The 4,397-nt window shown below is 62.0% G+C and carries 5 protein-coding genes; 1 reads left to right on the top strand and 4 read right to left on the bottom strand.

The genetic code is table 11. The features are described from left to right. Nucleotides 1-677, bottom strand: a 677-nt coding sequence (locus tag PA598K_RS20305) for a cache domain-containing protein (RefSeq protein ID WP_185602129.1), incomplete at its 3' end; no start/stop codon positions are given. 239 nt (nucleotides 678-916) lie between these two features. Between PA598K_RS20305 and PA598K_RS20300 the strand changes: the two genes are divergently transcribed. After that, complete coding sequence (locus PA598K_RS20300; RefSeq protein WP_128658714.1) at nucleotides 917-1,486, top strand: DUF4256 domain-containing protein; 570 nt, start codon at nucleotides 917-919, stop codon at nucleotides 1,484-1,486. Between the two features lie 231 nt (nucleotides 1,487-1,717). On the opposite strand, the gene PA598K_RS20295 is transcribed toward PA598K_RS20300, so the two are convergent. From PA598K_RS20295 to PA598K_RS20285, 3 genes are all read right to left on the bottom strand, one after another. After that, nucleotides 1,718-2,086, bottom strand: a complete 369-nt coding sequence (locus PA598K_RS20295; protein WP_128658713.1) for a hypothetical protein — start codon at nucleotides 2,084-2,086, stop codon at nucleotides 1,718-1,720. 78 nt (nucleotides 2,087-2,164) lie between these two features. Beyond that, nucleotides 2,165-4,006, bottom strand: a complete 1,842-nt coding sequence (locus PA598K_RS20290) for an ABC transporter ATP-binding protein (RefSeq protein ID WP_128658712.1) — start codon at nucleotides 4,004-4,006, stop codon at nucleotides 2,165-2,167. After that, nucleotides 3,999-4,397, bottom strand: a 399-nt coding sequence (locus PA598K_RS20285; protein ID WP_148091971.1) for an ATP-binding cassette domain-containing protein, incomplete at its 5' end; no start/stop codon positions are given. The genes PA598K_RS20290 and PA598K_RS20285, both read right to left, overlap by 8 nt.

Below are 4,397 nucleotides of genomic sequence, written 5' to 3'. Positions count from 1 at the left end.
GGGGTCCAGCCGCCGATATCGACCACCGTCTGATCGCGCGTGTACAGGAACGCCTGCGAGTCCGGGTAGGCATCCGGGTCCCGAAAGGCGTAGAAGCTGGTCATCTTGCGGAGATCGACATCCATGACGAGCAGGCCGGGCGTGACGTGATCGCCTGCAGCCAGCTTCTCCAGGTAGATGAGCCTGCGCCTGGGGTCGGACTGGTGGTAGACGAGCGAGCCGGTGTCCAGGATGAGCCATTGCGAGGGGCGCTCGGAGGCGAGGAACTCGCGATACTCGGGAATCGCCCGCACCTCGTCGAAGGTCCGGAAGCCAGAGACGCGGCTGGAAGCGTATATGCTGCCATCGACGCCATAGAGGACCATGTCTAGGATGTACAGATTAGAGGCGCTCATGCCGTCGAGCAACGGCGTGATCGACTTGTCGTAGGCGCCGCCGGCGATCGCCTGCTGGACGTTGCCATTGCTCGTGACGATGCGAGCCAGCTCTTCTATCCACTTCATGAATAGCTGGGCGTTCTGATGCTGCTGTCCGGTATATTGCAGCGCGAGCTGATGCTGCAGGTCGAGGCTGCGGCTCTTGATCGTCAGGAAGACGAACAGGCTCGATAAGAGGACATACAGCAGGATGACGACTTGCAGGATGATCTTCATCCGTTTGTCCAGAGAGCTAAACATAGGCACACTTCACTCCAGTGCGAGAACGCTGACATCATAGTACAGCCAGCATAGCACACTCTCCGCCAGATCCCATAGGGGAGGATCGCAGGAAAGGGTGGACAATCCATCGACAATGCGCTTGCGCGGAGCGATCCCAGACGATACAGTGAGGAAGGATGCATCGCCAGGGCTGCCAACACCGCTGGCTGATGAGCTGCTATCGACGATAGAACACGCAATCCAAGGAGGAAATTGCCATGACAGGACAAGCCCATACGCTCTCGCCAGAGGAGCAAGAGGCGCTGCTGAAGACGTTGCGGGCGCGCTTCGACAAGCAGATGCACCGCCACCCCGAGCTGGTTTGGTCTGAGGTGCAGACCCGGCTGGAGGCATCGCCGGACAAGCTGCGCACACTGCATGAGATGGAAGCAAGCGGCGGCGAGCCGGACGTGATCGGCTACGACGCCGAGACGGGCGAGTATACATTTTGCGACTGCGCGGCCGAGAGTCCCAAGGGCCGCCGCAGCGTTTGCTACGATCACGAGGCGCTGGAGTCGCGCAAGGAGCACAAGCCGAAGCACAGCGCCGTCGGCATGGCGGCTGAGCTCGGCATCGAGCTGCTGACCGAGGACCAATACCGCGCGCTGCAGGAGCAGATCGGCCCCTTCGACTTGAAGACGTCGAGCTGGGTGCAGACGCCGGCGGACATCCGCAAGCTCGGCGGCGCGATCTTCTGCGACCGTCGCTACGATACCGTATTCGTCTATCACAACGGCGCCGAGTCGTACTATGGGGCGCGCGGCTTCCGGGGGACGCTGAAGGTGTAGGAGGCTCGGAAGGCTCGGATAGGGCCGGTCATCGCGGTTCCTAAACTACCTAAATAAAACAGGATGAGTAGAGCCCTGACGACTCTCTCATCCTGTTGCTTATTGTGGGTATTACTATGTTACGCTCTATTTACACTGTTAACTATACGATATACTCTACCAGACCATAATCTGCCGCGCTCTACTCGGTTACGCTACATCTACTCCTGCCCGCCCGTGACAGCTGACCCGTCAGTTGCTGCTCTCAATGAAATCATTGGCATTCGCATAAGCGATCCGCAGCTCCTCGTACGCCTCGGCCAGCATCGGCGAGGGCCGGTCATTATCGGTGATGACCCGCTTGAGCTGGCGCTTGAACGCCTCGTAAGCCCCGAGCACGGGGTCGATCTCGTAATGCTGGATGTCCTCATGCTGCAGGTAGAACGTCCAGGCTTGCATATAGGCGGCTTGCGACATCCCCAGATACCCGATCGATAGCCGGTAATTGTGCGGGGACGGATGCTTGTGCAGCACCTCATACGCATCGACCGCATCGCTCATCGCGCTCGTCATCAATCCCCAGAACAGCTGTTTGTCTCTCTGCCAATCCTTATCCGCCATTCAGGCACCTCCCTGCTCCCAAACCCACCTCATCAGTTTACCATATAATGGCCCGGTTGCGAACGTGTATTCCTGAATTTACCCGACTTCTTCGTGAAATTGATTGGCATGCAGCTTGGCATAGAACCCATCTCGCGCCAGCAGCTCCTCGTGGGTGCCGCGCTCGATAATCTCGCCGCCATGGAGGACGAGGATCTGCGTCGCCTCGCGAATCGTGCTGAGCCGATGGGCGATCACAAAGCTGGTGCGCCCTTGCATCAGCACCTTCATCGCAGCCTGGATGCGCATCTCGGTGCGCGTATCGACGCTGCTCGTCGCCTCGTCGAGGATGAGGATCGCCGGGTCGGCGAGGATCGCGCGCGCGATCGTCATCAGCTGACGCTGTCCGTGACTCAGATTGCCGCCCTCGGCGGACAGCATCGTCTCGTAGCCGTCCGGCAGCTGACGGATGAATCGATCCGCGCCCGCCAGCTCGGCGGCCCGCCGCACCTCCTCATCCGTCGCCTCGAGGCGGCCGTAGCGGAGATTGTCGCCGATCGTGCCGGTGAACAGATAGCCGTCCTGCAGCACGATGCCGAGCTGGCGGCGCAGGTCGAGCTTGTCGAGCTGTCGGATGTCCTGGCCGTCGACTCGGATCTCCCCCTCCCGGATATCGTAAAACCGGGTCAGCAGATTGATGATCGTCGTCTTGCCCGCGCCGGTTGGTCCGACGAGCGCGATCATGTCTCCCGGCTGCGCAGCGAAGGAGATGTCGCGCAGCGTCGTCTGCTCGCCATAGCCGAAGCTGACGCCCCGGAACTCCACGCTGCCCTGTACCGGCTTGCCCGCCGACTGCCGCTCCTCCTCGTCATGCTCCGTCTCGGTGTCCATGATCTCGAATACACGCTCGGCGCCCGCGATGCCGGCCTGGATCATATTGTACTGGTTGGCCAACTGATTGACCGGACCGCTGAACTGACGCGAGTAGTTGAGGAAGCTGACGATGACCCCGACCGTCGTCCACTCGTGCAGCGCCATCCAGCCCCCGGCGACGGCGATCAGGATGAAGCCGAAGTGATTCATCATATTCATCATCGGACCGATGATGCCCGAGAGGATCTGAGCGCGCGTACCCGCGCCGCGCAGCCGCTCGCTGATCGAGCGGAACTCGCCGGAGGCTCGTTGCTCGCGGCTCATCAGCTTGACGACCTTCTGCCCGGAGACCGTCTCCTCGATGAAGCCGTTCAGCTCGCCCAGATACCGCTGCTGTTCGCTGAAGTGCCGCTTCGTACGGCGGGCGATCGCCTTGGCCAGCAGCATGATGAACGGGATCGTCACGATCGCCACCAGCGTCAGCCAAACGTTAAGCCATAGCATCAGCGTCAGCGAGCCGACCAGCATAACGGCGCTATTCATCAGCTGCACTAGGCTCTGGTCGAGCGTCGTCGAGACATTGTCCATATCGTTGGTCGTGCGGCTCATCAGCTCGCCATGCGTCGTCCGGTCGAAAAAGCGGAGCGGCAGCCGCTGCAAATGCGCAAACAGATCGCCCCGCATCGTCCATACGGTGCGGCTGGCGATGCCCGCCATCACATACGTCTGCAGCCAGGAGGCGAGACTGCCCGCCCCGTAGACCGCCAGCAGCAGCAGACAGAGCCCGGCCAGACCGTCCAGTCGCTGCTCGATGATATAGTCATCGATCGCCCGGCCGAGCAGGTACGGAGCCGTCAGCGTCAGTGCCGCCCCGCACAGCACCAGCGCGCCTACGAGCAGCAGTTGGAGCCGCTGTCTGGCGAGATAGCGCCAGATCCGTTTCACTGTGGCGCCGGTCTGCTGCGCCCGCACCTTCTCCAATTGCGGGCCGCGCCCCCGGCCGAAGCCGAGCATCGCCGGCTGCACCTCCGGCTTGCTGTTCCTGGCGGATTTGTCGCGTCTAGACATGGGCTGCGCCCTCCTTTCCTTGCTGCGAAGCGCAGATCTCCCGGTAGACGCCGCTGCTCGCCAGCAGCTCCTCATGGCTGCCGATCGCGTGGATGCGACCCTGCTCGAGGATGAGGATCTGATCGGCATCGATGACCGACGAGATGCGCTGGGCGATGACGAGCGTCGTGGTGCCCGCCATCCGCTGCCGCAGCGCCTCCTGGATGCGAGCTTCCGTCTCCAGATCGACGGCGCTCGTACTGTCGTCGAGGATGAGGATCCTCGGACGCAGCAGGAGCGCCCGGGCGATCGAGAGCCGCTGCTTCTGGCCGCCCGAGAGATTGACCCCGCGCTGGCCGAGCTGCGTATCGTAGCCGTCCGGCAGACCGAGGATGAAGTCATGCGCCTGCGC

The sequence above is a fragment of the Paenibacillus sp. 598K genome (assembly GCF_003851045.1).
Taxonomy (GTDB): domain Bacteria; phylum Bacillota; class Bacilli; order Paenibacillales; family Paenibacillaceae; genus Paenibacillus_D.
This window is presented reverse-complemented; position numbering and strand designations above follow the sequence as displayed.

Bases quoted from the DNA above. Each gene is read 5' to 3' on its own strand.
- PA598K_RS20300 (WP_128658714.1), top strand. From the start codon at position 917: ATGACAGGACAAGCCCATACGCTCTCGCCAGAGGAGCAAGAGGCGCTG.
- PA598K_RS20295 (WP_128658713.1), bottom strand. From the start codon at position 2,086: ATGGCGGATAAGGATTGGCAGAGAGACAAACAGCTGTTCTGGGGATTG.
- PA598K_RS20290 (WP_128658712.1), bottom strand. From the start codon at position 4,006: ATGTCTAGACGCGACAAATCCGCCAGGAACAGCAAGCCGGAGGTGCAG.